Source organism: Kitasatospora nipponensis, assembly GCF_039528135.1.
Lineage (GTDB): Bacteria > Actinomycetota > Actinomycetes > Streptomycetales > Streptomycetaceae > Kitasatospora > Kitasatospora nipponensis.
On the sequence record NZ_BAAALF010000848.1, the window covers coordinates 1 to 619 of the forward strand.

The 619-nt window shown below is 70.9% G+C and carries 1 protein-coding gene; it reads right to left on the reverse strand.

Features of this window, described 5'->3' with window-relative positions; genetic code table 11:
* Nucleotides 1-619, reverse strand: a 619-nt coding sequence (locus tag ABD323_RS43665) for a ketoacyl-synthetase C-terminal extension domain-containing protein (RefSeq protein WP_344447565.1), incomplete at both ends; no start/stop codon positions are given.

The window sequence follows — 619 nt, forward strand, 5'->3', positions numbered from 1 at the left end:
ACGCCCGCAGACCCACCACCCCGTCCAACACCACCGCACGCTCCTCCAACGCGGCACGGGTCGTGGCCAGCGCGTGGGCGACCCGGGGCAGTTCAGCGGAGTTCAGGTGGTCCGCCAGCTGACCCGCCTGCGCCCGCAGGCCCGCCTCGCTGCGCGCCGACACCACCAGCGGCACCACCGGGGTCTGTGTGGGCTGCTCGATCACACCGGCAGGCTCGAACTCCGGTGCCTGCTCCAGGATCACGTGCGCGTTCGTCCCACTCACCCCGAACGCCGACACCGCCGCCCGCCGCGGCCGCCCCACCTGCGGCCACACCCGCCGCTCCGTCAGCAACTCCACCCCACCCACCGACCAGTCCACATGCGGCGACGGCGCATCCACATGCAACGTCCGCGGCAACACCCCGTACCGCAACGCCAACACCGACTTGATCACACCCGCCACACCCGCAGCCGCCTGCGTATGCCCGATGTTCGACTTCACCGACCCCAACCACAACGGCTCACCCCCGACCCGCCCACGACCGTACGTCGCCAACAACGCCTGCGCCTCGATCGGATCACCCAACCGCGTCCCCGTCCCATGCGCCTCCACCACATCCACATCCCGACCCGTCAA